21 protein-coding genes and 1 tRNA gene are annotated in these 23,137 nt (G+C 69.2%); 1 reads left to right on the forward strand and 21 read right to left on the reverse strand.

Going from position 1 to position 23,137, the window contains the following annotated elements; translation table 11 throughout:
• Position 1 precedes the first annotated feature (1 nt).
• Entirely contained in the window at positions 2-832 is an 831-nt protein-coding gene (locus ACZ5RK_RS09335; protein ID WP_054647015.1) for a patatin-like phospholipase family protein, read from the forward strand.
• Here the strand turns inward: ACZ5RK_RS09335 and ACZ5RK_RS09340 are convergent.
• The 21 genes from ACZ5RK_RS09340 to ychF form a co-directional block, all read right to left on the reverse strand.
• Positions 804-1,202 (reverse strand): hypothetical protein, encoded by a 399-nt coding sequence (locus ACZ5RK_RS09340; protein ID WP_054647016.1) that lies wholly within the window; start codon positions 1,200-1,202, stop codon positions 804-806. The two genes, ACZ5RK_RS09335 and ACZ5RK_RS09340, sit on opposite strands and share 29 nt — an antisense overlap.
• 8 nt (positions 1,203-1,210) lie before the next feature.
• A complete protein-coding gene (locus tag ACZ5RK_RS09345) occupies positions 1,211-1,954 on the reverse strand; it encodes an ATP-binding cassette domain-containing protein (RefSeq protein WP_054647017.1) in 744 nt (247 codons plus the stop codon).
• On the reverse strand, positions 1,951-3,924 hold the full coding sequence (locus tag ACZ5RK_RS09350) for a TRAP transporter permease (RefSeq protein ID WP_464908941.1): 1,974 nt from the start codon (positions 3,922-3,924) through the stop codon (positions 1,951-1,953). Before ACZ5RK_RS09350 ends, ACZ5RK_RS09345 begins: the two co-directional genes overlap by 4 nt.
• 60 nt (positions 3,925-3,984) lie before the next feature.
• A complete protein-coding gene (locus ACZ5RK_RS09355; RefSeq protein WP_464908942.1) occupies positions 3,985-4,935 on the reverse strand; it encodes a TAXI family TRAP transporter solute-binding subunit in 951 nt (316 codons plus the stop codon).
• Between the two features lie 60 nt (positions 4,936-4,995).
• A complete protein-coding gene (locus tag ACZ5RK_RS09360; RefSeq protein ID WP_464908943.1) occupies positions 4,996-5,784 on the reverse strand; it encodes an amino acid ABC transporter permease in 789 nt (262 codons plus the stop codon).
• Positions 5,785-5,837: 53 nt separating this feature from the next.
• Positions 5,838-6,602 carry an ABC transporter substrate-binding protein gene (locus tag ACZ5RK_RS09365; protein ID WP_054647018.1) on the reverse strand — a complete coding sequence of 255 codons (765 nt, stop codon included), beginning with the start codon at positions 6,600-6,602 and terminating at the stop codon, positions 5,838-5,840.
• Positions 6,603-6,634: 32 nt separating this feature from the next.
• Positions 6,635-9,091, reverse strand: coding sequence for an alpha-glucan family phosphorylase (gene glgP, locus ACZ5RK_RS09370; protein ID WP_464908944.1), 2,457 nt, complete (start codon positions 9,089-9,091; stop codon positions 6,635-6,637).
• Between the two features lie 44 nt (positions 9,092-9,135).
• A complete protein-coding gene (locus ACZ5RK_RS09375) occupies positions 9,136-10,608 on the reverse strand; it encodes a TrkH family potassium uptake protein (RefSeq protein ID WP_464908945.1) in 1,473 nt (490 codons plus the stop codon).
• Positions 10,580-11,917 (reverse strand): Trk system potassium transporter TrkA, encoded by a 1,338-nt coding sequence (gene trkA, locus ACZ5RK_RS09380; RefSeq protein WP_464908946.1) that lies wholly within the window; start codon positions 11,915-11,917, stop codon positions 10,580-10,582. The genes ACZ5RK_RS09375 and trkA overlap by 29 nt, the downstream gene beginning before the upstream one ends.
• Before the next feature lie 12 nt (positions 11,918-11,929).
• Complete coding sequence (gene rimO, locus ACZ5RK_RS09385) at positions 11,930-13,234, reverse strand: 30S ribosomal protein S12 methylthiotransferase RimO (protein WP_464908947.1); 1,305 nt, start codon at positions 13,232-13,234, stop codon at positions 11,930-11,932.
• Positions 13,235-13,287: 53 nt separating this feature from the next.
• Positions 13,288-14,154 carry a RodZ domain-containing protein gene (locus tag ACZ5RK_RS09390; protein ID WP_464908948.1) on the reverse strand — a complete coding sequence of 289 codons (867 nt, stop codon included), beginning with the start codon at positions 14,152-14,154 and terminating at the stop codon, positions 13,288-13,290.
• Between the two features lie 4 nt (positions 14,155-14,158).
• Positions 14,159-15,004, reverse strand: coding sequence for a pseudouridine-5'-phosphate glycosidase (locus tag ACZ5RK_RS09395; protein WP_464908949.1), 846 nt, complete (start codon positions 15,002-15,004; stop codon positions 14,159-14,161).
• Positions 15,005-15,020: 16 nt separating this feature from the next.
• Entirely contained in the window at positions 15,021-15,770 is a 750-nt protein-coding gene (locus ACZ5RK_RS09400; protein WP_464908950.1) for a DUF4388 domain-containing protein, read from the reverse strand.
• Positions 15,746-16,534, reverse strand: a complete 789-nt coding sequence (locus ACZ5RK_RS09405; RefSeq protein WP_054647883.1) for a fructosamine kinase family protein — start codon at positions 16,532-16,534, stop codon at positions 15,746-15,748. Before ACZ5RK_RS09405 ends, ACZ5RK_RS09400 begins: the two co-directional genes overlap by 25 nt.
• Positions 16,497-16,991, reverse strand: a complete 495-nt coding sequence (locus tag ACZ5RK_RS09410) for a low molecular weight protein-tyrosine-phosphatase (RefSeq protein ID WP_464910079.1) — start codon at positions 16,989-16,991, stop codon at positions 16,497-16,499. Before ACZ5RK_RS09410 ends, ACZ5RK_RS09405 begins: the two co-directional genes overlap by 38 nt.
• Before the next feature lie 102 nt (positions 16,992-17,093).
• A complete protein-coding gene (locus tag ACZ5RK_RS09415) occupies positions 17,094-18,641 on the reverse strand; it encodes a sensor histidine kinase (RefSeq protein WP_464908951.1) in 1,548 nt (515 codons plus the stop codon).
• Complete coding sequence (locus tag ACZ5RK_RS09420; RefSeq protein ID WP_464908952.1) at positions 18,634-19,368, reverse strand: RNA methyltransferase; 735 nt, start codon at positions 19,366-19,368, stop codon at positions 18,634-18,636. The genes ACZ5RK_RS09415 and ACZ5RK_RS09420 overlap by 8 nt, the downstream gene beginning before the upstream one ends.
• Positions 19,365-21,470: a transglycosylase domain-containing protein gene (locus ACZ5RK_RS09425; RefSeq protein WP_464908953.1), complete on the reverse strand. Its 2,106-nt coding sequence runs from the start codon at positions 21,468-21,470 to the stop codon at positions 19,365-19,367. The genes ACZ5RK_RS09420 and ACZ5RK_RS09425 overlap by 4 nt, the downstream gene beginning before the upstream one ends.
• Before the next feature lie 27 nt (positions 21,471-21,497).
• Entirely contained in the window at positions 21,498-21,860 is a 363-nt protein-coding gene (locus ACZ5RK_RS09430) for a response regulator (protein WP_464908954.1), read from the reverse strand.
• A 43-nt stretch (positions 21,861-21,903) separates the two neighbouring features.
• Positions 21,904-21,977: transfer RNA gene (locus ACZ5RK_RS09435), tRNA-Gln, on the reverse strand.
• A 38-nt stretch (positions 21,978-22,015) separates the two neighbouring features.
• Positions 22,016-23,122 (reverse strand): redox-regulated ATPase YchF, encoded by a 1,107-nt coding sequence (gene ychF, locus ACZ5RK_RS09440; RefSeq protein ID WP_464908955.1) that lies wholly within the window; start codon positions 23,120-23,122, stop codon positions 22,016-22,018.
• Positions 23,123-23,137 lie beyond the last annotated feature (15 nt).

Here is a 23,137-nt window from a genome sequence, read left to right on the forward strand (position 1 = left end):
CGTGCGCGGCGTGGCCTTGGCCTTAGGCGGGGGCGGAGTACGAGGATACGCCCACCTGGGGGTGCTTGCGGTCTTGAAGGAGGCGGGGATTCCCCTCCGGGGGCTTGCGGGAAGCTCCGCCGGGGCCCTGGCGGCGGCCGCCTGGGCCTTCGGCCACCGGAATCCCTGGAAGGTACACGAGGCCATCTTTGACCGGGAGGTGGCCCAGCTTTCCCAGGGGGGTAGCCTCCGGGCCCTGGCCCGCCTCTTCACCGCCCTCCGCCGCCCCCACCTGGCCGAGGCCGAAAGGATGGCCCACGGGCTAAGGCGCCTCTTCGGCGAGGCCCGCCTGGAGGAAAGCCCCCTTCCCCTGGCCATCCAGGCCGCCGACCTCCTCACCGGGGAAAGGGTGGTGCTCCGGGAAGGCCCGGTGTGGCGGGCGGTTCTGGCCAGCATGTCCATCCCCGGCCTCTTCCCTCCCGTCTCCTGGGAAGGTCGGCTTCTGGTGGACGGGGACGTGGCGGAGAAGGTACCGGTCCGGGCGGCCAAGGCCCTCTTCCCCAAGGTGGTGGCCGTGGACGTCTCCAACCCCCCGCCCAAGGAACCGCCCAAGACCGCCCTCGAGGCCGCCCTCCTGGCGGGGGAGGCGAGCCGCAGGCGGCTGAAGGAGCTCGCCCTCCGGGAGGCCGACCTGGTCCTCTCCCTGGACCCCCCCTTCCCCATAGACACCTTTGACCACGAAAAACTCCCCCTGGTCTACGAGCTCGGCCAGAAGCGGGCCTGGGAGAAGCTTAAAGAGGTCCAGGCCCTGGCCCGGGTGCGCCTTAAAGACGTGTTCCTTTTCCGCCCATAGCCCTTTCCGCCCGGCGCCCCAGGGCCAAGCCCAAAGCCAGGCCCAGGGGGAGGAGGAAAAGCCCCTGGGGCCTCAGGAGGAGGCCCATCACCCCCAGGAAGAAGAAGAGGGCCGCCCCCAGCCCCACGGCCACCAAGGGAGCCAGGGGGCCCTCCTCCTTCAGGGCATCCTCGCCCTGGCGGTAGAGCCAAAGCCCCCCCAGGAAGGCCAGGAGGTAGAGGGCGGGATGGAAGGCCTGGGGCAGGAGGAAGGAGAGGAGAAGGAGGACCCCTCCCTGCCCGAGGAAGAGGGCGAGCCCGTAAAGCCGTAGCCCCCGGCGCCTTAGGGCCGGGTCCGCCCCGGGGTCCAGAAGGGCCTGCAAAGGCTCCAAGGGGCGCTTTAGTGGTGGAGGACCCGCTCCAGGAAGGCCCGGGTCCTCTCCTCCCTAGGCCGGGTGAAGATCTCCTCCGGCCTCCCCTCCTCCACAATCTGCCCCATGTCCATAAACACCACCCGGTCCGCCACCTCCCGCGCAAAACCCATCTCGTGCGTCACCACCAGCATGGTCATCCCACCCCGGGCCAAACCCCGCATCACGTCCAAAACCTCCCCCACCATCTCCGGGTCCAAAGCACTCGTGGGCTCGTCAAACAACATCACCTTCGGCTCCATGGCCAGCGCCCGGGCAATGGCCACCCGCTGCTGCTGGCCCCCAGAAAGCTGCCCCGGGTACTTCCCCGCCTGGTCCAAAATCCCCACCCGCTCCAAAAGCTCCAAAGCCTTCCCCTCCGCCCTCTCCCGGGACCAGCCCCGCACCCTCATGGGCGCCAAGGTCACGTTCTCCAGCACCGTCATGTGGGGAAAGAGGTTGAACTGCTGGAAGACCATCCCCACCTCCCGCCTGACCTCCCGTAAGGCCCGGTCCTCCTTCACGTTCCTCCCGTCCACCCACACCTCCCCCTCCTGGAAGTCCTCCAGCCGGTTGACCGTGCGGATGAGGGTGCTCTTCCCAGAACCCGAAGGGCCGATGATGACCAGCTTCTCCCCAGGGGCCACCTCCAGGTGTATCCCCTTAAGGACGTGCAAAGGACCAAACCACTTGTGCAGGTTGTGGATCTTGATGATGGGCTCCACCGCCCTCATTTTCGCACCCGCTGGAGGAGGTAGACCAGGAGGAAGAGGCCGAGGCCGATGGCGTCCGTGAGAAGCCCGGGGACCACCAGGGTCAGGGCCGCCCCCAAAAGAAGGGCCCTTTCCAGGAGGTTCGTGGGCCTGTGGAGGAAGCCCACGAGGGCGGCGCTGAAGGCCGCCATACCCAAAAGGGCGGTGAGGAAGACCCAAAGCCCCTCGCCCCAGGAGGCCACCCCCAGGAGGAGGAGCTTGGGGTTGAAGAAGAACATGTAGGCGAGAAGGGCGGTCCTGAGCTCGTAGACGAAGCCCTGGACCGCCGTCTTCCAAAAGTCGGAGCGGGCGATGGCGCTGGCGGCGTAGGCGGCCAGGGCCACGGGGGGCGTGGAGTCGGCCATGATGCCGAAGTAGAAGACGAACATGTGGGCGGCCACGGGGGGCACGGCGTACCCCGCCTTCTCGGAAAGCCCGAGGACCACCGGCACCACCAGGGAGGCCATGACGATGTAGTTGGCGGTGGTGGGAAGGCCCATGCCGAGGAGGAGGCTCGTGAGCTGGGCGAGGAGGAGGACGAGGATCAGGTTCCCGCCGGAAAGCCTCTCCACGATGTCCGTGAGGCCGAAGCCGATGCCCGTCATGGTGACGATGCCCACGATGACCCCGGCCGAGGCCGTGGCCAGGGCGATGCCCACCATGCCCCGGGCCCCGGCCTCGAGGCCCTCTAAGAGGAGCCTGAAGCCCCGAAGGAGCCCGAACCCCACCCCCGCCCCGCCCCGCCAGGCCCTCCAGGCCTCCTGGAGGAGGATGAGAAGGGCCATGAGGAAGAGGGTGTTCAAGGCGGCCCTTTCCGGGGTGAGCCTAAGGACCACCAGGGCGTAGATGAGGTAGGCGAGGGGCAGGAGGTAGTGGGCCCCCGAGCGGAGGACGGGGGTAAGGGGTGGAAGCTCGGAGCGGGGCACGCCCTTGAGGCCCAGGCGCAGGGCCTCGAGGTGGACGGCGATGAACAGGGTGGCGTAGGCGAGGAGGGCGGGGAGGAGGGCGATGAGGATGAGCTGGCTGTAGGGGATGCCCAAGAACTCCGCCATGATGAAGGCCGCCGCCCCCATCACCGGGGGCATGAGCTGGCCGTTGGAGGAGCTGGCCACCTCCACCGCCCCCGCCTTCTCCGGGGGGTAGCCCACGCGCTTCATCAGGGGGATGGTGAAGGTGCCGGTGGTGACCACGTTGGACACGGAACTCCCCGAGACCACTCCCGTGAGGGCGCTGGCCACCACCGCCGCCTTGGCGGGCCCCCCGCGGAAATGGCCGAGGAGGGCGTAGGCCACCTGGATGAAGAAGTGGCCCGCCCCCGCCTTCTCCAAAAGAGCCCCAAAGAGGACGAAGAGGAAGACGAAGGTGGCGGAGACCCCCAAGGGCACGCCCCAGATTCCCTCGGCGGTGGTGTAGAGCTGGCCCATGAGCTGGCTCCACTGGCTGCCGGCGTGGAGCTGAAGCCAAGGGGGGAGGGTGAGGGGAAGGAGCCCCTTGGGCCCCGTGAGGGCGTAGAGGACGAAGACCGAGGCGATGAGGGGCAGCGCCGGCCCCACCACCCGCCAGCTCGCCACCAAGAGGACAAGGAGGGTGAGGGTCCCCAGGACCACGTCCCTCTCGCTGGGGATGCCGCCCCGGAGCTGGGTGATGCCGTAGTAGTCCCACACCACATACAAGGCCCCCGCCGCCCCCAGGAAGGCCAAAAGCCAGTCCAGAAGGGGGATGCGCTCCCTCGGCCCCCGCCTACCCGGGTAGGCCAGGAAGGCCAGGGCCAGGGCGAAGGCCAGGTGGACGGCCCTTAAACGCAAGGGGTCCAGGGTGCCGAGCTCCGTGGCCCAGAGTTGGAAGAGGCTCCAGGCCACTCCCAGGCCGAAGAGGAGGAAGCGGGCCCACCCCTTAGGACGCCTTCCCCCGAGCTCCGATTCCTCCACGAGAAGCGCCGCGTCCTTGTCCATGCCTTCCCCTTACCGGACGAGGGGCCCCCGCCAGGGGGCCCCCTTTTTGGGGCTTTAGGGCTACTTCAGGACCCCGGCCTCCTTGTAGAAGCGCGCCGCCCCGGGGTGGAGGGGAATGGGCAGGCCCTTCACCGCCTTCTGTAGGCTAAAGAAGCGCTCCAGGTTGGGGTGGATCTTCTTGAAGGCCTCCTGGTTGCCGAAGACCGCCTTCATGAACTTGTAAACCGTCTCCTCGGAAAGCTTCTCCGAGGCGATGAGCATGGCCTGGACCGCCACCGTGGGGGTGGTGACGTCCACGCCCTTGTAGGTGCCCCCTGGGATGTTAAAGCCCACGTAGAAGGGGTACTTCTTGGCGATGGCCTGGACCCGGCTCAGATCCACGGCCACCAGGGCGATGGGGGTGGTGAGGGCCAGCTGCTGGATGGCGCTCGCCCCCAGGCCCACGGTGTAGAAGAGGGCGTCCGCCCGCTTGTCCTGCACGAGCTGGATGCCCTGGTTGGCGCTCACCCGGATGGCCTGGCCCAGGTCCTCAAAGCGGAGGCCGTAGGCCTCGAGGATCTGCCGGGCGTTCTGCTCCGTGCCGGAGCCCACGTCCCCCACCACCACCCGCTTGCCCTTGAGGTCGGCCACGGTGCGGATGCCGGCGTCGGCCCGGGCCACGATGTGGACCACCTCGGGGTAGAGGGCGGCCAGGGCGCGGATCCCCTTCACCGGCTTGCCGTCAAAGGCGGCGATGCAGCAGCCCTGGTAGGCGTAGTAGGCGATGTCGTTCTGGGCCAAGGCCATCTCAAACTCCCCGGCGGCGATGGCGTTGATGTTGGCCACGCTTCCCCCGGTGGAGCGGGCGTTGGCCCGGAGGCCCACGCCCGCGTCGTTCACCAGCTTGGCCATGCCCGTGGCCACGGGGAAGTAGACCCCGGTGGTGGAACCGGAGCCGATGGTGAGGAACTCCTGGGCCATCCCCAGGCCGAGGAGGGCTAGAGCCGCCAAAAACACCTTCTTCGTCTGCATCACACCACCTCCTTTAGGCCGGGGTCAGTATACCCCGGGGGGCCACCCCCCGCAAGCCTCCTAGCGGCCCGCCACCCTGAGGCGGGCCTCGAGGCGGTTGGTGAAGAGGGTGAGCACCGTGGTGAGGAGAAGGTAGATGGCGGCCACCGCCAGGTATACCTCCACGGGCCGGAAGGTGGCGGAGATGATGCGCTGGCCCGAAAGGGCGAGCTCCGTGAGGGTGATGACGCTGGCCAAGGAGGAGTCCTTGAGGAGGGCCACCACGTTGTTGACCAGAGGGGGCACCACGATCCTCAGGGCCTGGGGCAGGATCACGAAGCGCATGGTGTCCACCGGGGAAAGCCCCAGGGACCAGGCCGCCTCCCACTGCCCCTTGGGGATGGCCTGGATCCCGGCCCGCACCACCTCGGCGTTGTAGGCCCCCACGTTGAAGGAGAGGGCGAGGAAGGCCGCCCAGTAGGGGGTAAGGGCCTGCTGGGCGCTAGGCCAGAGGGGCTGGAGGAGAAGGGGAAGGGCGGTATAGGCGAAGAGGATCTGGACAAGCAGGGGGGTTCCCCGGGTCACCCAGATGTAAAAGGCGGCGGGAAGCCGCACCCAGGGCCGGGCCGAGAGGCGGAACATCCCCGCCAGAACGCCGATGACGAGCCCCGCCCCCCCAGAGATCAGGGTGAGCTTGAGGGTGATCTCTGCCCCCTGGGCCATGGCCTGCCCCGCCGAGGCCGCCCGCTCGGGGCCAAAGCCCGCCAGGAGGAAGTACCGCTCCAAGGCCAGGCCCAAGAGGGCGAAGAAGGCCACGTACCCCAGGGCGAGAAGGGTCAGGAAAAGAAGGGCGCGGGAAAAGAAGCGCATCTTGCTTCAAGGATAGGCCCTGGGGCCCTCCCGCCCCAGGGCCTAGGTGAAGGCTAACGGCAGCGCACGTCCTCGCCGAACCACTTCTTGGAGATCTGGGCGTAGGTGCCGTCCTTCATGAGGTCGGCCAGGGCCTGGTTGAGGGCGTCCAGCACCCCCTTATTCCCCTTGGCCACCGCCATGGCCACCCTTTCCTGGAAGAGGAGCTCCCCGAGCTGGAGGGTGTTTTCCAGCTTCCTCTCCTTGATGGCCTCCTTGGCCACGAAGCGGTCGGTGATCCAAGCGTCCAGACGGCCCGAGAGAAGGTCCTGGAGGGCGTCGGGGTCCTTCTGGTAGGTGCGCACCTGCTTGACCCCAGGGATCTTCTGGGCCGCCTCCATGTAGGTGGTGCCGATCTGCACCCCCACCACCTTGCCCTGGAGGTCTTTGGCGGTCCTGGGCCCTCCCTTCTTGCTCACGATCAACCCGCCCGTGCAGTAGTGGGGGTTGGTGAAGTCCACCGCCTTGGCCCGCTCCTCGGTGATGCCGTGGGAAGCGATGACGAAGTCAAAGCGCCCCTGGTTGAGCTGGATGAGGAGGCTGTCAAAGGACTGGGCGATCCAGACGGGCTTCAGCCCCAGCTTTTTGGCGATGGCGTTGCCCAGGTCCACCTCAAAGCCGGTAAGCTGGTTCTTCTCGTCAAAGTAGTTGAAGGGGGGGAAGGCCCCTTCCGTGCCGATGCGGATCTCCCCGGAGCGCCGGATGGCGTCAAAGCTCCGCACCTGGGCCAAGGCCAAGCCCAGCGCCAACACTCCCAGCCAAAGCGCAAGCTTCTTCATGCCCACCTCCTAACGGGGGTGATTATACACGCCTAGGCCCAGCGCACCCAGGCCACCCGCCCCGTGACCGGGTGCCTCAGGGCCAGGCGCACCCCGTAGGCGTAGCTTCCCGGGCGGGGAGGGCGGAAGCCCCCCTCGTACCCCCCCGGGGAAGGGACCAGGGAGACCACCTCCAGCTCCCCCGTGCTCCGCCTGACCACCAGCTGGACCTCCAGGAAGGGCTTTAGGGCCACAGGCACCTCCCCTTCCACCCAGGCCCGCACCCGGAGAGGCTCCCCGTTGAGGGTGAGATGGCCCGGAGCCTCTACCCGAAGGCCCAGGGCGAAGAAGGCGGGCAGAGCTTTTTGGAGGGCCTCCAGGGCCTTGGCCCCCTCCCGGGCCCGCCCCGCCATCTCCGCCCCCTTTTGGTAAAGGGCCAGGTACTCCCTCACCATGCGGGCAGCGCTGAAGTAGGGCCCCACGGTGCGCAGGCTCTCGTGGATCATGGCCAGCCAGCTTGCGGAGTAGCCCTCGGGCCCCTTGGCGTAGAAGAGGGGGAGGACCTCGGACTCCAGGGCATCGTAGAGGGCCTGGGCGTCGGCCATGTCCTGGGCCTCCTCGCTCTCGTAGACCCTCTCGTCCCCGATGGCGAAGCCGTTTTTGCCGTTAAAGGCCTCGGCCCACCAGCCGTCCAGGACGCTCAGGTTTAAAGCGCCATTCAGGGCCGCCTTCATACCGCTGGTGCCGCTGGCCTCCATGGGGCGGCGGGGGGTGTTGAGCCAGACGTTGGAGCCGTGGACCAGAAGGCGGGCCAGGTACATGTCGTAGTCCTCCACCACCACCATGCGGTCCTCGAGGCCCAACTCCCGGATCTTGGCCATGAGCTCCTGCAGGTAGGCCTTGCCGGGCTCGTCCTTGGGGTGGGCCTTCCCGGCGAAGACGAACTGCACGGGGTAAGGCCCCCGGAGGATCTTGACCAGGCGCTCCGGGTCCTTGAAGAGGAGGACAGCCCGCTTGTAGGTGGCGAAGCGCCGGGCGAAGCCGATGGTGAGGGCCTCCGGGTCCAAAAGGCGCTCGGCCTCCCGCAGGCGGCCGGGGCTTTCCCCGTTGCGGCGGCGCTGCTCGTAAACCCGCTGCCGCACCTCGCGGATGAGCTCGGCGCGAAGCTCCTTGTGGATGCGCCAGAACTCCTCCCCCAGGCCCTCCACCCTCCAGGTGGTGGGGTCCTCGGGGCGCTTCTGCCACTCGGGGCCGAAGACCTCGGCGTAGTGGCGGCGAAGCCTCGGGTGGAGGAAGGTCCAGGTGTGGACCCCGTTGGTGACGTGCCCGATGGGCACCTCTTCCACCAGGAGGTCCGGCCAGAGGTGGTGGAACATCCGGCGGGAGACCTCCCCGTGGAGGCGGCTCACCCCCCCTGCCTGGGCGCTGGTCTTAAGGGCCAGGTTGGACATGGAGAAGACCCTGCCCCAGGGCTTCTCCTCCAGGCCCAAGGCCAGAACCTCCTCCCGGCCCGCCCCCAGCTTCTCCCAGAAGTGGCCCAGGTACTGGTCCATGAGCTCCAGGGGGAAGGCGTCGTGCCCGGCGGGCACCGGGGTGTGGGTGGTGAAGAGGGCCCCCGCCCTGGCCAGCTCCAGGGCCAGGGGGAAGGGGTGGCCCTCCCCCACCAGCTCCCTCAGCCTTTCCAAACCCAAAAAGGCCGAGTGCCCCTCGTTCATGTGGAAGACCTCGGGGGAAAGGCCCAGGGCCCTGAGAAGCCGCATCCCCCCGATGCCCAAGACCATCTCCTGCTTCAAGCGCATCTCCAGCCCCGGGGCGTAGAGCCTGGCGGTGATGGCCCGGTCCTCAGGGGCGTTCTCCGGAAGGTCGGCGGTGAGGAGGTAGACCGGCACCGCCCCCACCTGCACCCGGTAGGCCCCAAGCCACACCGTGCGCCCGGGAAACTCCACCCCCACCCTGAGGGGCCTCCCTTCCCAGTCCCGCACCGAAAGCAGGGGGAGCTCCTCGGGATGGAGAGGCTCGTAGACCTCCACCTGGACGCCCTCCTTGGAGAGCCGCTGGTGGAAGTAGCCCTCGTGGTAAAAGATCCCCACCCCCACCAGGTTCAGGCCCAGGTCGCTGGCCGCCTTCACGTGGTCTCCGGCCAGCACCCCAAGCCCCCCGGCGTAGATGGGCAGGGAGCTGTGAAAGCCGTACTCGGCGGAAAAGTAGGCGGTAAGGGGGCCTTTTTTCCGCTGGCGCTCCTCCAGGTAGGCCCTCAGGGCCTGCAACACCCCCTGGACCCGGGCCGGGTAGCCGGTGCCGAGGAGCCCTTCCAGACGCGCGGGGTCCACCTCCAGGAGGAGCTTCACGGGGTTGCCGCGGAAGCGTTTCCAAAGCGAAGGGTCCACCTCCTGGAAAAGCTCCGCCGCCTCCGGGTTCCAGCTCCACCAGAGGTTGTAGGCCAGCTCCCTTAGGCCCCTCAGGGGCTCGGGGAGCTCGGGCATGGCGGTGATCTGCCCTAGGGTCCTCACGGGGAAGGATTATACCGGCTCGGGGGGGCCGAGGACCCCTTTTCTCACCTAAGGCGCCGCCAAAGCTCGGGGCTCAAGAGGAGGGCCACGGGCAGGATCTCTATCCGCCCCGCCCACATCAGGAAGATGAGGACCCCCTTGGAGAAGGGATGGAGGCCGGCGTAAGAGCCCATGGGCCCCACGGGGCCGAGGCCCGGGCCGATGTTGCCGATGGCCTGGGCGCTGGCGGTGAAGGCCACCACGAAGTCCTTCTCCAGGAGGGCCAGGGCCAGGGTCCCGGCCCCGAAAAGGAGGGTGTAAAGGAAAACGAAGACGGAAACCTGGCGCAGGGCCTCCTCGGAAACCACCCTCTGCCCCAGGCGCAGGGGAAGCACCGCCTGGGGGTGAAGGGTGCGGGTGATCTCCCGCCTGAGGAAGCCGAAGAGCAAGAGCCAGCGCACCACCTTGATCCCGCCCGCCCCTGAGCCCGCGCTCCCCCCCACGAACATGAGGAGGACCAAAACCGCCTGGGCCGGGACCACCCAACCCGCGAAGTCCACGCTGGCGAAGCCCGTGGTGGTGAGGATGGAGACCACCTGGAAGAAGGCGTGGCGGAGGCTGGCCTCGAGGCCGTAGAGGTGGTGGGTGTAGAAGTAGAAGGCGAGAAGAAAACCCGCCAGGAGCGCCAAGACCGCATAGGCCCGGAACTCGGCGTCCCGCAGAAGGGGCCTCACCTCCCGGCCGAAGAGGAGGCGGTACTGCAGGAGGAAGTTCACCCCCGCCAAAAACATGAAGAGGACCCCCGCCCACTGGGCCAAGGGAGAATAGGCGGCGAAGCTTTGCGGATTGGGGCTAAACCCCCCGGCCGGGATGGTGGCCAAGGCGTTGGCCAGGGCCTCAAAGGCGGGAACCCCCGCCCCAAAGTAGGCCAGAAAGGCCAAGGCGGTGAGGAGGAGATAGACCCGGAGCACCGCCTGGGCGGTGTGGCGAAGCCTGGGGGTGAGCCTCTCCTTCTCCACCCCGGTGGCCTCGGCGAAGAAGGCCTGGCGGCCCGCCACCTGGAGCTGGGGGAAGACCACCAGGAAGAGGAGGACGATGCCCATGCCCCCCATCCACTGGGTGAAGCTCCGCCAGAGGAAGAGGCTTTGGCCGAAGCGGCCGAAATCGCTGAGCACCGTGGCCCCGGTGGTGGTGAACCCGGAGACCGCCTCAAAGAGGGCGTCCAGGTAGCCAAGCCCCCCGGAGACCCAGTAGGGCACCGCCCCCAAAAGGGGCACCGCCAGCCACAGGAGGGCCACGCTGGCGAAGACCTCGGCCCGCCTGGGCTGGACCTCCGGCCGGCCCAGGGCCTGGAGGAGGCGCCCAAGCCCAAGCCCCAGAAGGGCCGAGAGGGCGAAGCCCCGGGCGTCCTCCCCCCAGAGGAAGGCCAGAAGGGCGAAGGCCAGAAAAACCCCCCCGAAGCCCTGGTAGGTGAGGCCCAGGAGGTAGAGGCTGGAGCGCACCCCTCCCCTAGCCGAGGATCCGGGCCACGACCGCATCCGCCACCTCCCGGGCCACCACCAGGAAGAGCCGGTCCCCGGGGAGGGCCTCGAGGCCCCCCCGGTAGAGCATCACCCGGTGGTCCCGCTCCAGGGCGATGGGGGCCACCTGGGGCCCCGCAAGCCTCTCCAAGGGCCTAGGGGCGAAGCTTTCGGGAAGCTCCACCTCCAGAAGCTCTATGTTCTCGTCCATGGTGGAGACGTGCTCCACGTTCTCGGGACCCAGGAAGTCCAGCACCGCCCGCACCGCCGCCTGGCGGGGGGTGAGGGGCAGGTCAATCCCCACCTCCTCAAAGAGCCTGCGGGTCTCGGAACGGGAAACCCGGGTGATGACCTTGCCCACCCCGAGCTGCTTGGCCAGGAGGGAGGCCAGGAGGTTCTTCTCGTCGTTGTCGGTGACGGCCACCACGGCGTCGGCCTCCGCCATCCCCTCGGCCTGCAGGAGCTCCAGGTCGGTGCCGTCCCCCTGGATGATGAGGGCTCCCGGCAGCTCCTGGGCCAGCCACTGGCACCGCTCCCCGCTGGGCTCAATGACCACCACCTCTATCCGCCGCCGCGAAAGCTCCTGGGCCACCATGAAGCCCACGTTGCCCCCCCCCAGGACCATCACCCGGCGCACCCCCCGGCCCGAGGCGAAGCAGGCCTCCAGCTCGGGGAAGGCCCTCAAGGTGGTGACGAAGAGGAGCTTGTCCCCGGGCTCCAGCACCAGCTCGGGAAACTCAGGGTGGGCGAAGCCCAAAAACTCCCCGCGGCGCACCACCCCCACCACCAAGACCCCCTCCGGCCAGGAAAGCTCGGCGAGAAGGCGGTGGGCGTAGGCCCCCCCCTCCTTGACCCGGTACTCCACGAAGCGGAGCCGCCCCTCCGCCAGGAACTCCGTGTCCACCGCCCCGGGGACCAGGATGACCTCCACGATCTCCCGGGCCATGGCCCGCTGGGGCCAGAGGACCTTGTCTATGCGGGTGCCGAGGATCTCGGCGGTGCGGGGGTCGGTGAGCACCTCCACGTACCCCCCCTTGCCCACGAAGCAGAGGGTCTCCTTGGCCCCAAGCCCCTTGGCCAGGAGGGAGGCCAGGAGGTTGATCTCGTCGGAGTCGGTGCTGGCGATGAAGAGGTCCGCCCGGTCCACCCCGGCCTCCCTTAAGGTGTCGGGGTCCGTGGCCCCTCCCACCACCACCTTGACGTCCAGCGGGGCAAAGCGCTCCTTGGCCTGGGGGTTGCGGTCGATGACCACCACCTCGTGGGCCTTCTCCAAGGTGCGGGCCAGCTCCCCGCCCACCTCCCCGCCCCCGGCGATGACGATGTACATACCGCCCCTATCCTACGCCTGGACCCCGAAGAGGTCGTAGGTCTCCGCCCGGGTGATGCGCACGGGGATCCGGTCCCCCACCCGCACGGTGCCGTCGGTCTCCACGTAGACCACGCCGTCAATCCCCGGGGAGTCGCGGTAGGTGCGGCCCACGGCGAGGCCGGGCTCGGGAAGCTCGTCCACCAGGACCTCGAGGGTCTTCCCCACGAAGCGCCGGTTCTTGCGCAGGCTCACCCGGGCCTGGAGCTCCAGAAGCCTCGCCCTGCGCTCCTCCTTGACCTCCTCGGGCACGGGGTCCGGGAGGAGGTTGGCCTCCGCCCCCTCCACCGGGGAGTAGGCGAAGACCCCCACCCGGTCCAGCTCCGCCTCCTCCAGGAAGTCCAGGAGGATCTGGAAGTCCTCCTCCGTCTCCCCGGGGAAGCCCACGATGAAGGTGGAGCGGAGGGCGAGCTCCGGCACCGCCTCCCGCCAGGCTTTGATGGTCCGAAGGTGGCTTTGGTACCCCCCGGGGCGGCGCATGAGGCGGAGGATCCGGGGCGAGGCGTGCTGGAGGGGGACGTCCAGGTAGGGCAGCACCTTCCCCTCGGCCATGAGGGGGAGGAGGTCCTTCACGTGGGGGTAGGGGTAGACGTAGTGGAGCCTTATCCAGGCCCCAAGCCCCGCCATGTGGGCGAGGAGGTCCTTAAGCTCCGCCCGGACCCGCTGGTCTCCAAAGAAGCTCTCCCGGTGCTTTAGGTCCACCCCGTAGGCGGAAAGGTCCTGGGCAATGAGGAGGAGCTCCTTGGTGCCCGTGGCCACGAGCCGCGCCGCCTCGGCGAGCACGTGGGCGGCGTCCCGGGAGCGGAGCCTCCCCCGGAGCTTGGGAATGATGCAGAAGCTGCAGCGGTGGTCGCACCCCTCGGAGAGCTTCAGGTAGGCGTAGTGGCGGGGGGTGAGCTTCACCTGGGGGGGGACGAGGTCCAAGAAGGGGTCCCGGGGCGCGGGGAGCACCTCCTGCACCGCTTCCAGAACCCTTTCCACCTCCCCCGGGCCCGTGACGGCGAGCACCTGGGGGTGGCGCTCCCGGATCTTCTCGGGCCTGGCCCCCAGGCACCCCGTGACCACCACCTTGCCGTTTTCCCGGAGGGCCTCCCCGATGGCCTCGAGGCTCTCCTCCACCGCAGGGGTGATGAAGCCGCAGGTGTTCACGATGACGAGCTCCGCCTCCCCGTAGGTGGGGCTCGTCTCGTAGCCCAAGGCCCTGAGCCGGGAAAGGATCTGCTCGGAGTCCACCAAGGCCTTGGGGCACCCCAGGCTCACAAAGCCGATCTTCGCCATACGCCTCCCGGGGCCCACGGGCCCCAACAGAAGAAGAGTATAAAGGTGCCGGATCAGGGGAAGCGCCGGGTGAGGGGCTTGCCGGGCTCCCCCAGGGGCCCCAGGTCCTTCCCCTCCAGGATGACCCGCACCGCCCCCGGGTTGCCCGAGCGCACCTCCACGGGCAGGTCAAAGGAAAGCTCCGCCCCCACCTCGGGGATGCCCTCGTAAAGGCGCTTTTCCCCCTGGGTCACCCGGAGCCAGCTCCGGCCCTCCACCTTGAGGACGAGCTTCCTCAAAGGGGCGGGGGCCTCCCCGGGGGGCGGCGAAGGGGTCTGGGGCAGGGCCTCGAGGCGGTAGCGGAGGGCGAGAGGCCTGTCCAGGGAGATCTCCTCCTCGAGGGGCCGGTACCCGGGAAGCTCCAGGCGGAGGACCCGCCTTCCCCCCTCCAGGGGCGGGGCCTCCAGGGGGGTCTGGCCCAGATAAAAGCCGTCCAGGTAGACCCGGGCCCCGGGGGGCTCGGAGGCCACCCGGAGGGGGTAGCGCTCCGGCGCCTTTGGGGCAGGCCCGGGAGGAAGCTCCACCACCCGGGTGGGGCTTGGCCGAAGGAGGAGGTAGGCCCCGTAACCCAGGCCCAAGAGGAGGAAGAGGGCCAGGAAAAGGGCCCAGGGAAGGCGCCGCCCTCTGGGCCGGGGAGGAGGGGCGGGGGAGGGCGGGAGGGCGGGGTACAGGGCCAAAAGGGGCTCGGGGTCCAGGCCCAGGAGGAGGGCGTAACGCCGGAGGTACCCCCGGGCCAAGGGGGGCTCGGGAAGGGCCTCAAAGCGGCAGGCCTCCAGGGCTTCCAGGACGGCCGCCTTCAAGGCCAGGCGGGAGGCCGCCTCCTTCAGGGTCAGGCCCCGCTCCTCCCGCGCCCGTCTGAGCCTCTCCCCCAGCTCGCACACAAGGCTATTCTAGCCCCGCCAGGGCCAGGGCAACGCGGGCCGCCAGGCGGGCGTTTTCCAGGAGGAGCCTCCGGTTTACCCGGTCGGTCTCCCCCTGGGAGAGCTCGCTAAGGCGGCGGAGGAGGTAGGGGGTGAGGGCCTTGCCGGAGATGCCCTCGCGGGCGGCCTGGCGGCCCGCCTCCGCCACCATCCTCGCCACCTCCTCGTAGGGGAGGCCCTGGGAAACCGGGTTCACCAGGAGCACGCCCCCGAGGCCCAGGGCCTTGGCTTTGCGGAAGAGGAGGGCGGCCTCCAGGGGCGTTTCCACCCGGGCGGGGAGGGGATAGGGGGAGGAGGGGGCGTAGAAGGCGGGAAGGCGGTCGGTGCGGTAACCCACCACGCTCACCCCCAGGGTCTCCAGCCGCTCCAAGGTGGCCCCCAGGTCCAGAATGGCCTTGGGCCCCGCCGAGACCACCAGGATGGGGGTGCGGGAGAGGGCCACGAGGTCGGCGCTTTCGTCGTAAGGCTCGGGGTGCACCCCGCCGATGCCCCCGGTGGCGAAGACCTGGAGGCCGTACCGGTGGGCCAGGTGCGCCGTGGCGGCCACGGTGGTGCCGGCGCTCTTTCCTTGGGCGAGGAGGGCGGCCAGGTTCCAGAGGCTGGCCTTGTCGGCCCCTCCTTGGGCCAGGTGGGCCTTTTCCTCCGGGGTGAGGCCCAGGCGCACCTCCCCCCGCACCAGGGCGATGGTCTTGGGAACTGCCCCCTCCTCCCGCACCGCCTCCTCCAGGGCCTCGAGGGTCTCCAGGTTGAAGGGGTAGGGCAGGCCGTGGGTGAGGACCGCGGATTCCAGGGCCACCTGGGCTTCGGGCATGGCTCCCAGTATAGGCCTAGACCTCGGGCCAGACCAAAACCTCCTCCCCCACCTTGAAGCCGTGAAAAAGGAGGAGCTCGGGGGCGAGGCGAAGCTCCACCCCCAGCCCCTCCGCCCCCTCCACGGCCAAGGAGGCCTCCTTGGTCCCCCGCACCCGCACCCGGGCAAACCCCCCGTACTGGGCCCGCCAGGCGGCGAGGAGAAGCCCGTCCACCTGGGCCCCCCGCCTCCCCAGGGCCACCCGGAGCCTGGCGGTATGGGGCACCCTGGGGACCACCTCCACCAGGCGGAGCCTCGCCAGCTGCCCCAGGCGCTTGAGCACCTCCCCCAGGGGAAGGCCGGTGGCGGGAAGGAGGTCCAGGGGGCTTTTCCCCCCCTCCAGGGCCAGGAGGAGGGCGAGCTCCATGGGCTCCAGGGTGGCCTGGGCGCCCCTGGCCTTCGGGGTGGGCCGCACCAGGTCAAAGGGGCCCACCTCCACCCCCTCGTCCAGGAGGCGGAGGGCCTCCAGGAGGTACCCCTCCAAAGGCCCGCCCAGGGAGGTGCGGGGGGCCCGCTCCCCGGGAAGGAAGCGGAAACCCCCTTCCCTCAGGGTCAAAAGGGCCAGAAGGGCCTCCTTCCCCTCCTTTTCCCGGTAGGCGGCGTGCACGGGCCGGCCGGCCTCCAGGTAGACCTCCCCCCCCTCCACCCGGAAGACCCCGGTCCTCCCCCCCTGGGCCAGAAGCTGTAGGAGGTCAATGGGCCCTAAGAGGCGGAAATCGCCCTCCATAAAGCCCCCAGATAGCCCTCCCCGAAGAAGTGCACGTGGGCCAACAGGTAGCAGACCTGGTAGCGGGGAAGGGCCCTTTCCACCTCTTCGGGAATGGGGTAGGCCTCCCGGTAGGCCCGCCAGAAGGCCTCGGGAAACCCGCCGAAAAGCCGCATCATGGCCAGGTCCACCCCCCGCTCCCCCACGAAGAAGGAGGGGTCCAGAAGGGCCGGCCCCCTTTGGGAGAAGTGCACGTTCCCGCGCCAGAGGTCCCCGTGCAGGGGGGCAGGCCCCTCCGTGGGCAAAGGCCTTTGGAAAAGGGCCTCTACCTTAGAGCCCGCCTCCCCCAGGCGCCCCCAGGTGGCCTGTAGGAAGGGCTCCACACACCGCAGGAAGAAGAACTCCGTCCACTCCCCCCCTCGCCTCCCGGGGAGGGGAAAGGTGCCCAGGAAACCGGGCTCCGCCCGGTAGGCCTCTTCCCGCCTCCGGTGGAGCCGGGCGAGCATCCCGGCGAGCCCCTCCCAGTCTTGGGGGCCAGGGGGCAGGTACTCCAGCACCAGGCCCCCTTCCGCCCAGGCGTAGACCCGGGGCACCCGCACGCCCCGTTCCCGCAAGGCCAGAAGCCCCTCGGCCTCGGCCCGGAAAAGGCCCTCGGGAGGGTTTTCCGCCAGCTTCACCACGTAGGCTCCCACCCGGTAGACCCGGGCCATGTCCCCCCCGTGGAGGGGGACGGGGGGGCCCTCGGCCTCAAGCCCCGCCTTCCTCAACAGGGACAGGGGGTCCATGCCGTTCCAGAAAGGCCCTGACCGCGGCCTCCACCGTCCAGTACACCTCCCGGCAGTCTTGGAGGTCCCCGTAATAGGGGTCCGGCACCTCCCCCCCGCCCAGGTAGTCCAGGAGGAGGCGGGCCTTGCCCCTGGCCTCGGGGAAGCGCCTTTCCACCTCCTTTAGGTTCTCCCGGTCCATGACCAGGATGTGGTGGTAGTGGCGGGCGTCCTCCGCGGTCATGGCCCGGGCCACGTGGGGGAAGTAGGCCCCCTCCTCCTCCAACACCCGCCGGGCCCGGGGGTCCATGGGCTCCCCGGCGTGCCAGGCCCCGGTGCCCGCCGAGTCCACCTCAAAGCGGGCCTCGAGGCCCCGCTCCTTAAGAAGCTTGCGGAAGGCCCCCTCGGCCAGGGGGCTGCGGCAGATGTTCCCCAGGCACACGAAGAGAACGCGCACCGGGCGGTCCATGCCCCCCATCATACCCTTGGTTCCGGTTTCCTTCGCCCTGCCGGCCCGGGGAAGCCCCCCATGCTGGCTTGGGCCAGCAGGGGGTGCCCCGCTCCCCAAAGGTGCGGGCCCTCAGTAGGGCACCTCCGCCACCACCTCCGTGCCCCTCCCGGGCTCGGAGCGCACCCGGAAACGCCCCCCCCTGGCCTCCACCCTCTCCCGCATCTGGGTGAGGCCAAACCCCCCCAGGCCCACTGCCTCAGGGTTCCGGAAGCCCTTGCCGTTATCCCTCACGGTAAGCCTCGCCCCCCGCTCCCCCAAGGGCTCCAAGGCCACCTCCACCCGGGAGGGCTTGCCGTGTTTGGCGGCGTTGGTCAGGGCTTCCTGCAACACCCGGAAGAGGACCAGCTCGCTGGCCTGGGAAAGCCCCACCCGCTCGGGCAAGGAGAGGAGCACCCGGAAGCCCGCCTGCTCGGCGAAGGCCTGGGCGTAGCGCCGGACGGAATCCAAAAAGCCGTAACGCTCCAGGTCAATGGGCCGGAGGGCGAAGATGCTCCGCCGGACCTCGCGGATCTGGGCCCTCAGGGTGTCCTTGACCTCCTGGAGGGCCTTTAGGGCCGCCTCCTGGTCCTTGGCCAGCAACCTTTCCGCCAGGTCCAGCTTCAAGGCCATAAAGGCCAGGCTCTGGGCCAGCCCGTCGTGGATCTCCCGGGCGATGCGGGTCCTCTCCTCGTTGATGGCAAGCTCCTCCGCCCGCAAATAGGCCTGGGCGTTCCGCACCGCCAGGGCCACCTGGGAGGCCAAGAAGGAGAGGAAGGGGATGCGCCGGGAAAGCCCCAGGCCCTTAAGCGCCAGCACCCCCACGGTCTCCCGGGCCCTGAGGGGCAGGGCCAAGGTGTCCTGGCCCACAAAAACGGGGCCTTCCAAGGCCCCCCGCCAGGGGCCCTCCGGGAGAAAGGGATGGCCCGGGAGGTCCAGGTCCCGCACCACCCGGGGCACCAGAAAGCCCTCCTCGTCCAAAAGGAGCACCCCTCCCCCCTGGGCCTCGGCCCAGACCCGGATGCGCTCCAGCAGGCCTTCCAAAAGCCGGTCCAGGTTAGCCTCGGCCTTCAGGGCCTGGTCCACCTCGTAGAGGGTGAGGAGGTCCCGGCTCCGGGCCACCACGGACTGCAAGGCCCCCGCCACCTCGTGGGCCAGCACCTCCAAAAAGGCCCGCTCGGGGGCCTCGGAGCAGGCTTCCAGATAGCCCCTTAGCCCCGGAAGCTCCACCCTAAGCCCTCCGCACTCCTCCCCCTCCCGCACCCCCTCCACCTCCAGGACCACCTCGTAGCCCAGGGTCTCCCTGAGGGCCCGGGCCAGGCGGCTTGTGGCCTCCTCCAGGTTCTGGCTTTCCAGGGCCTCCCGGAAAATCCTCCCCGCCGCCTGTAGACGGCGGTTGGCCTCCTCCAGGGCCCGCTCGGCCCGGACCTTCTCCAAGACCTCCTGGGCGATCCACTCCAAAACGGCGTAGGTCACCAAAGGCCCCACCAGGCCGTAAAAGCCCAGGCGGAGCCAGAGGGTCATGTCCTGGTGCCGATAGGGCAGGAGGGCGAGCTCAAAGGCCACCACCACGGCGGCGATCAAGGGCGGCAGAAGCCTTTGGGCCAGGCGTACCAGGCGCAGGAGGTTCTCGCTAGCCATGGCGGTCCCTCATCCGGTGGCGGCTTTGGTGGAGAAGCCCCCTCAGGAGCTGGACCTCCCCCGGGGAAAGCCTCGCCTTGTGGAGGATGCGCCTCAGGCGGCGCATGGCATAGGGGAAGCGGTGTGCGTCGGTGAAGCCGATCTCCAAAATGTAGCGCCCCAGGTCTTGGAAGAGGGCCTCGAGGGCCGAGACCTCCGCCAGCTCCTCCTTGGGCTCCTCCTCCCCCCGGGAAGCCGCCTTGAACAGCTCGTAGGCGAAGACCACCACCGCCTGGGCCAGGTTCAGGGAGGGTTGCTCGGGTGCGGTGGGGATGGTGCCGATAAGGTGGGCCAGATCCAGCTCCTCGTTGGTCAGGCCAAAGGTCTCCCGGCCGAAGACCAAGGCCACCTCCCCCCCCACGGAAAGAACGTGCCGGGGCACCTCCCAGGCGGGCACCACGGGAGCGGGGTAGAGCTCCCTCGGCCTCCCCGTGGTGGCCACCACCAGCCGCGCTCCCCGAAGGGCCTCAAGAAGCCCCCGGGCCACCACCGCCTGCTCCAGGATCTCCCCCGCATGCACCGCCAGCCAGTAGGCCTCCTGCGCCCAGGGAGGGCCCACCCTGGGCCCGGGGTTCACCACGTAGAGCCGGGAAAGGCCGAAGTTGCGCATGGCCCGGGCCACCGCCCCCACGTTCATGGGCTCCTGGGGCTCCACCAGGACCACGCGGACATGGGCCAGGGGGCTCATGGGGCTCCCTCCGGGGGGGAGGCCGGGGTGTCCTGGGGGGGTGAGGGCGGGGCCTCGAGGGCGGGCGGAAGGGCCTCCGGCGGGGGAGGGGGTGGCAAAGGTTCCCTGCCCTGGGGAAAGACCATCTCCACCCCGCTGGGGGAGGCGTACCCCGAAAGGAGGTCCACCCGCGCCCGCACCAGGCCCGAAGGCATGGGGAAGTCCCCGCCCGGGCGGCCCCTTAGCGCCTCGGCCACGAAGTCCCGGAAGATGGGGGGGTTCACCACCGAGCTGGAGGGCTCCCGCCCGCCCATGCGCAAGGGCTGGTTGTCGTCCCGCCCCACCCAGACCACCACGGAAAGCCCCTGGGTGAGGCCGGCGAACCAGAGGTCCCGGGCCTCGTTGGTGGTCCCGGTCTTCCCCCCCACCACCCGCCCCGGGACCCGCGCCCCCTTGGCCAGGCCCTTTTCCCCCAGGTCGTACACGTACCCCTTTAGGAGGTCCCAGCCCTGGTAGGCCACCAGGGGGTCAAAGAGCCGGCGCCTTTCGGGGGTGGCCTGGTAGAGCACCCTTCCCCCGCTGTCCTCCACCCTTTGCACGTAGAGGGGGGCCACCCGGTAACCCCCGTTGACGAAGGCGGCGTAGGCGGCGGCCAGGTCCACCGGGGTGATGGAGGCCCCCCCGATGGCGATGGCCAAGGTGGGGTACCTCACGGCGAACCCGGCCTGGGAAAGCTTCTCCGCCACCCGCTCCACGCCGATGGCCTGGGCGGTGTAGATGGCGGGCAGGTTCAAGGAGAGGTCCAGGGCGTAGCGCACGGTGACCTCCCGGTTGAGAAAGGTACCGGAAAAGTTCTTGGGCCGCCAGAGCCCCCCGGGCTGGCTGGGGTCGGGGAACTCCAGGGGCTGGTCCGGCACCAGGGTGGCCTGGGTCCAGCCCGCTTCAAAGGCGGTGGCGTAGACAAAGGGCTTGACCGCGCTCCCCGGGTTCCTTAGGGCCCGGGTGGCCCGGTTGTACTCGTCCCCTTCCCGCCGCACCCCCCCCACCAGGGCCAGGACCTCCCCCGTCGTGGGGTCCAAGGCCACCAGGGCGAGCTCCGCCCCTTGCGGGAGGCGGGCCCTGTAAGCCACCCTCTCCGCCGCCCGCTGCATGGCAGGGTCCAAGGTGGTGTAGACCTTAAGCCCCCCTTCCCCGTAGACCTTCTCCTTGCCGAAGCGGGCCTCCAGGAAGCGCCGCACCTCCAGGACGAAGTGGGGGGCCATGCGGTAGTCCAGCTGCCTCAGAAGGCGGGCCTCGGGGTCCACCAGGCGGGCCTCCAGGAGGTTGCCCTCGGCATCGTAGCGCGCCTCCCATCCCCTCGGGGTGAGGGGCTCCTTCCAGGCGGCCTCCGCCAGCTCCCGGCTCACCCAGCCCTCCTCCACCATCTGGCGGAGGAGGAGGCGCATCCTGTCCCGCACCCCCTTTAGGTCCTGGTAGCGGGCGTTGGGCGCGGGGATGAGGGAGGCCAGGTAAAGCCCCTCGGCGAGGGTAAGGGCCGCGGGGTCCTTGCCGAAATAGGCCTCCGCCGCCCCCTTGATGCCCACGGCGTTCCCCCCCCAGGGGACCACGTTGAGGTACATCTCCAGGATCTCCTCCTTGGTGTACCGCCTTTCCAGCTCCAGGGCCAAGGCCCACTCCTTGAACTTCCGCTCCAGGGAGCGGGCCTGGGCCAGCTCCTTAAGGAGGGTGTTCTTGATGACCTGGGTGGTGATGGTGCTTCCCCCCTGCAGGTCCCCCCGGGCGATGGCGTAGAGAGCCCCCAGGATCCGGAAAAAATCCACCCCATAGTGCTGGAAGAAGCGGCGGTCCTCGGAAAACACGATGGCGGCCACCGCCGCCGGGGAGACCTCCGGAAGGCGGACCAGGCTCCGGTGAATGGCCCTCCCCTCCTCCACGCTGGCGATCTGGGCCAGGGGGGTCCCGTCCCGGGCGTAGAGGGTGGAGGTGGCCGTGAGGCGGAGGCGCTCAAACTGGGAGAGGTCCGGGAGGCCCCGGGTGTAGGCGTAGGCCAGATAGCCCAGGGCCAGAAGGACCCCGAAGAGAAGCCCCACCAGGGCGAGGAAGAGAAGGCGCAACGCCCGCACGCTCCTAAGTTTACCCAAGGCTTCCCTTTAGGCCGAAAGGCCCATAAACCGGAAGAGCTTCTCCCGGGTCAGGGGCTTTTCTATGGGAGTCGCCCGCACCACCTCGGCGGTGGTGCGGAGCTTCTCCTGAGGGGAGATGAGGACGGCCAGGGGAACCTCCTTGAGCCGCCGCACGTGGCGGATGCGGGTGGCCACGGCGAAGGCGTCCACATCCAGATCCTGGTCCACGAGGATGTAACGGGGGGTGTTTTCCGAAAGCCAAAAAAGGCCTTCCCGGGCCAGGTCAAAGGGGCGAAGGGGAATACCCCTTTCGGAAAGGAGGAGCTCCACATAGGCCCTAAGGGCCTGGTTGCGGCTTAATAGGAGCAGGCCCGGATAGTCCGCCGCCACAGCGGCAGTCTACCCGGGCCATGCGAAAGGCGTGTGAAAAAACTGGCTGGGGCGCGTGGACTCGAACCACGACCGGCGGATCCAAAGTCCGCTGTCCTGCCGTTAGACGACGCCCCAGCGGCCAAGCCCGATTGTAGAGCAAAAGGGGAGAGGCGTCAAACGTGGAAGAGGATGTAGAGGACATCCCCGTCCTGCACCTCGTAGTCCTTGCCCTCGAGGCGCACCCATCCCCTCTCCTTGGCCCTCGCCCACCCCCCGGCCTCCACCAGGCGGTCCCAGGGGAGGACCTCGGCCCGGATGAAGCCCCGCTCCATGTCGGAGTGGATCTCCCCGGCGGCCTGGGGGGCCTTGGTGCCCCGCCGCACGGTCCAGGCCCGCACCTCCTTCTCCCCAGCGGTGAAGAAGGCGATGAGGTCCAAGGCCCGGTAGCCCGCCCGGGCGAGGCGCTTTAGGCCGCTTTCCTTAAGCCCATAGGCGGAAAGGAGCTCCCTCGCCTCCTCCTCGGGAAGCTCGGCGAGCTCCGCCTCCAGCCTGGCCGAGACCACCACCACCTGGGCCCCCTCCTCGGCCGCCTTCCGCCGCAACGCCGCCACGTGGGGATTCCCCTTCCCCTCGGGCAGGTCCTCCTCGGCCACGTTGGCCACGTAGATCACCGGCTTGGCGGTGAGAAGGGGGGTCTCCTTGAGAAAGCGGCGCAGCTCCTCGGAAGGGGGGAAGGTGCGGGCGGGCCTACCCCCTTGGAGGTGGGCCTGGAGGGCCTCCGCCACCTGCAGGAGGGGAAGCTTCTCCCGGTCGGCCTTGGCCTCTTTCCGGAGGCGCTCAAGCCGCCTCTCCAAGGTGGCGAGGTCGGCAAGGAGGAGCTCCGTTTCCACCACCTCGGCGTCCTCCAGGGGGTCCACCCGCCCCATGACGTGGACCACATCGGGGTCGGGGAAGCACCGGAGGACGTGGGCGATGGCCGCCACCTCGCGGATGTGGGCCAAAAACTGGTTGCCAAGCCCTTCCCCCTTGTGGGCCCCTTTAACGAGCCCGGCGATATCCACGAACTCCACGTGGGTGGGCACCACCGGGGGCACCCTATCCCCCTTGGCGAAGGTCCTCTGCAGGGCATAGAGCCTCTCGTCCTCCAGGGGCACCACCCCCACGTTCTTGTCAATGGTGGCGAAGGGGTAGTTGGCGGCGAGGGCCCCCGCCCGGGTAAGGGCGTTGAACAGGGTGGACTTGCCCACGTTAGGTAGGCCGACGATTCCCACAGCCAGCATCTTGACCTCAAAAAA

Source organism: Thermus kawarayensis JCM 12314 (genome assembly GCF_055393575.1).

Coding starts and splice junctions, on each gene's coding strand:
- ACZ5RK_RS09405 (WP_054647883.1), bottom strand. CDS start 16,534: ATGGACCCCCTGTCCCTGTTGAGGAAGGCGGGGCTTGAGGCCGAGGGC.
- ychF (WP_464908955.1), bottom strand. CDS start 23,122: ATGCTGGCTGTGGGAATCGTCGGCCTACCTAACGTGGGCAAGTCCACC.
- trkA (WP_464908946.1), bottom strand. CDS start 11,917: ATGTACATCGTCATCGCCGGGGGCGGGGAGGTGGGCGGGGAGCTGGCC.
- ACZ5RK_RS09375 (WP_464908945.1), bottom strand. CDS start 10,608: ATGCGGTCGTGGCCCGGATCCTCGGCTAGGGGAGGGGTGCGCTCCAGC.
- ACZ5RK_RS09345 (WP_054647017.1), bottom strand. CDS start 1,954: ATGAGGGCGGTGGAGCCCATCATCAAGATCCACAACCTGCACAAGTGG.
- ACZ5RK_RS09365 (WP_054647018.1), bottom strand. CDS start 6,602: ATGAAGAAGCTTGCGCTTTGGCTGGGAGTGTTGGCGCTGGGCTTGGCC.
- ACZ5RK_RS09350 (WP_464908941.1), bottom strand. CDS start 3,924: ATGGACAAGGACGCGGCGCTTCTCGTGGAGGAATCGGAGCTCGGGGGA.
- rimO (WP_464908947.1), bottom strand. CDS start 13,234: ATGGCGAAGATCGGCTTTGTGAGCCTGGGGTGCCCCAAGGCCTTGGTG.
- ACZ5RK_RS09415 (WP_464908951.1), bottom strand. CDS start 18,641: ATGGCTAGCGAGAACCTCCTGCGCCTGGTACGCCTGGCCCAAAGGCTT.
- ACZ5RK_RS09420 (WP_464908952.1), bottom strand. CDS start 19,368: ATGAGCCCCCTGGCCCATGTCCGCGTGGTCCTGGTGGAGCCCCAGGAG.
- ACZ5RK_RS09360 (WP_464908943.1), bottom strand. CDS start 5,784: ATGCGCTTCTTTTCCCGCGCCCTTCTTTTCCTGACCCTTCTCGCCCTG.
- ACZ5RK_RS09410 (WP_464910079.1), bottom strand. CDS start 16,991: ATGGGGGGCATGGACCGCCCGGTGCGCGTTCTCTTCGTGTGCCTGGGG.
- ACZ5RK_RS09355 (WP_464908942.1), bottom strand. CDS start 4,935: ATGCAGACGAAGAAGGTGTTTTTGGCGGCTCTAGCCCTCCTCGGCCTG.
- ACZ5RK_RS09400 (WP_464908950.1), bottom strand. CDS start 15,770: ATGGAGGGCGATTTCCGCCTCTTAGGGCCCATTGACCTCCTACAGCTT.
- ACZ5RK_RS09395 (WP_464908949.1), bottom strand. CDS start 15,004: ATGCCCGAAGCCCAGGTGGCCCTGGAATCCGCGGTCCTCACCCACGGC.